A 2,269-nucleotide genomic window follows, 5' to 3' on the forward strand; every position below is an offset into this window, starting at 1 on the left:
ATGAAGCGGGCCATTGTGGCGGCACTCGGTGCGTGCGATGTTTGGCTCAAGGTTTCGGTGCGGATGCCCGATGTAGCTGGGGCGACTTGATGCCGAATCGGGTGCGCGCCGCTGCGCGTGCAACCCGTCCAACCAACACCTTGGAGATGCCTGTGACCGCTTTGTATTTGACCGCGATGGGTGCGTTTGTCCTTGCCATCGTCGGCCTGTGGGACACGCTGTACGCCTTGACGCGCCGCAGCGCCTGGGAAGAGCAGCACCATGCGGTCGCCGCGCCGTTGATGGCGCTGAGCGAAGCGAAGACGGTGTTGCAGCGCGCGAAGAACCTGCCGCTTGTGCACGCCAACCGCCGCTCGCGGTCAGATCGCGCACGCGACCGCGGCGTCGAAGTCGTCGCCTGAGCCTGCATGCCGCCGCCTCTGCGGCCGCAATGCTTCACCTTGCCCGGCTGCGCCTCAGCGCCGCTTGGCAGGGCGCTCGTACTTCTGCCAGTAGCCGAACTCGTCCTGGTGGACCTCGATGTCGATTTCGGCGACGCGGGCCTGAATCGCGGCCTGGGCGTCTGCCACGCCCTTGTTGTAGATCGTCGGGCCGATCTCCTCGAGGAAAAAGCCGAGCAGCGCGCCCGCGGCAATGTTGCCGATCTTGTCGTCCATGTGCTGCTCGAAGTAGCGCTGGATCGAGGCAATGGCCTGCTCACGGACAGGCTTGTCGAGTTCGATGGGCATGGGCTGGCGCGAGAGTGGCAAAGGCGCCAGCCTAACCTGCCGACGGCGCGCCTGGCGCCGCCGGGTTTCGTCAGATCGCTTCGGCCGGCCCGAAGAACTCGTGGTGGATCTGGTCTTCCGGCACGCCGAGCGCCAGCAGCGAGCGCCGCACCTCGCGCATGAAGGGCTTGGGGCCGAGGAAATAGGCGTCCACGTCGCGGGTGCCGGCCGGCAGCCAGTCGGCCAGGCGCTGGGTGTCCAGGCGGCCGACCGCATGTGGCAGCCGCGCGCCGGGCAGCGTCTCGTCGTAGCAGTAGAAGCGCTGCAACCGCGGGTGCTGCGCGGCCAGCGTGTCCACCGTGTCGCCAAAGGCGTGCACACCGGCATGGCGGGCGCAGTGGATGAAGTGCACGGCCCGGTCCTGCGCCAGCGCAGCGTCCAGCATCGCCAGCGTGGGCGTGATGCCGACACCGCCGCTGATCAGCACCACAGGCCTGTCGCCCGGCTTCAACGTGAACTGGCCCGAGGGCGGGAACAGCGTCAGTGTGTCGCCCACCTGCAGCTGGTCGTGCAGGAAGTTCGAGGCCTTGCCATTCGGCTCGCGCTTGACGCTGATGCGGTAGTCGCGCCCGTTCGGCGCGGCCGAGAGCGAATAGGTGCGGCGGATTTCTTCGCCTTCCACGAACAGCTGCAGCCCGATGTACTGGCCTGGTTCGAAGGCGACGATGGCGCCGCCGTCTGCCGGCTCTAAGTGGAACGAGGTGATCTCGTCGCTCTCGCGCCGCTTGTCGCTCACACGGAAGAGCCGGCCGCCACGCCAGCCGCCGGGTTCCGCAGCGGCAGCGTCGTAGCGTGCACGCTCGGCAGCGATCAGGATGTCGGCCAACTGGCCGTAAGCCGCGCCCCAGGCCGCGATGACTTCGTCCGTTGCGATCTCCGCGCCCAGCACTTCGCGGATGGCGCGCAGCAGGCAGGCGCCCACCGGGCCGTAGTGCTCGGGCTGGATCTGCAGCGCCACGTGCTTGTTGACGATCTGCGCCGCCAGCCCGCCCAGCGCTTCCAGCCGGTCGATGTGCTTGGCGTACATCAGCACGCCGTTGGCCAGCGCGCGCGGCTGCGTGCCGCTGGCCTGGTGGGCCTGGTTGAACAGCGGCCGCACCTCCGGGTGTTCGGCCAGCAGGATCTTGTAGAAATGCGTGGTCAGTGCTTCCCCGCCGGTTTCCAGCAGCGGAACGGTGGCGGTGACGATCTGGCGTTGGGCTTCGGTGAGCATGGTGTTGGGTCCCTGGCGGTGATGAGTGGGCGGCATCCGCAAGCGCCGTTCCACAATGCCTGACCAGGAAAATCAGGCACTTGGCGCATGTTGCTGTCAGAATGACTCGGTGACGAAGGAGTCGTTTCGACAGCATGGAGTCAACATGACCACGCCAACGACGATGGACGCGCTGGTGCCGCTGGTGGCCGACCTCGCGCGCGAGCTGCCCGAAGGCGAGCGCTACCGGCGCCTGCTGCACGGCTTGCGGCAGCTGATCCCTTGCGACGCGATTGCGCTGCTGCGGCTG

The 2,269-nt window shown here is 67.5% G+C and carries 3 protein-coding genes; 1 reads left to right on the forward strand and 2 read right to left on the reverse strand.

Going from position 1 to position 2,269, the window contains the following annotated elements:
• Positions 1-152 precede the first annotated feature (152 nt).
• Positions 153-401 carry a hypothetical protein gene (locus tag FKP22_RS27755; protein ID WP_141291236.1) on the forward strand — a complete coding sequence of 83 codons (249 nt, stop codon included), beginning with the start codon at positions 153-155 and terminating at the stop codon, positions 399-401.
• Positions 402-455: 54 nt separating this feature from the next.
• Here the strand turns inward: FKP22_RS27755 and FKP22_RS27760 are convergent, their stop codons facing one another.
• Complete coding sequence (locus tag FKP22_RS27760; RefSeq protein ID WP_141291238.1) at positions 456-728, reverse strand: DUF2164 domain-containing protein; 273 nt, start codon at positions 726-728, stop codon at positions 456-458.
• Positions 729-798: 70 nt separating this feature from the next.
• Entirely contained in the window at positions 799-1,980 is a 1,182-nt protein-coding gene (gene hmpA / locus FKP22_RS27765) for an NO-inducible flavohemoprotein (protein ID WP_141291240.1), read from the reverse strand.
• Positions 1,981-2,269 lie beyond the last annotated feature (289 nt).

Origin of the sequence: Ideonella azotifigens (genome assembly GCF_006519715.1) — a bacterium.
In the GTDB taxonomy this organism is placed as follows: Bacteria; Pseudomonadota; Gammaproteobacteria; order Burkholderiales; family Burkholderiaceae_C; genus Ideonella; species Ideonella azotifigens.